This is a genomic window from Vibrio scophthalmi LMG 19158 (genome assembly GCF_000222585.1).
In the GTDB taxonomy this organism is placed as follows: Bacteria; Pseudomonadota; Gammaproteobacteria; order Enterobacterales; family Vibrionaceae; genus Vibrio; species Vibrio scophthalmi.
In genome coordinates this window covers 1-224 of record NZ_AFWE01000107.1, presented here as the reverse complement: position 1 = coordinate 224, position 224 = coordinate 1, and the positions used below count along the sequence as shown (strand labels likewise).

Below are 224 nucleotides of genomic sequence, written 5' to 3'. Positions count from 1 at the left end.
ACATCGTGATCACCATTACGGGGGTCAACGACAGCGCAGTGATTTCGGGTGATGATGTGGGCGCGGTCACGGAAGATGATACCGATCCAGTACTGACCGATTCAGGCGTGTTAACCCTGACTGATGCTGATAGCGGTGAAGCCAAGTTCGATCCTGCTAGCGTCGTCACGCCAGCTGGCGCGCTCGGCGAGCTGACCATCGATGCCGATGGCAACTGGGTTTAC

Annotated in this window: 1 protein-coding gene; it reads left to right on the top strand. The window is 57.1% G+C overall.

The window, feature by feature from the left end:
- Positions 1–224: VCBS domain-containing protein (locus tag RH88_RS23400; RefSeq protein WP_005595099.1), on the top strand; the 224-nt coding region annotated here is incomplete at both ends.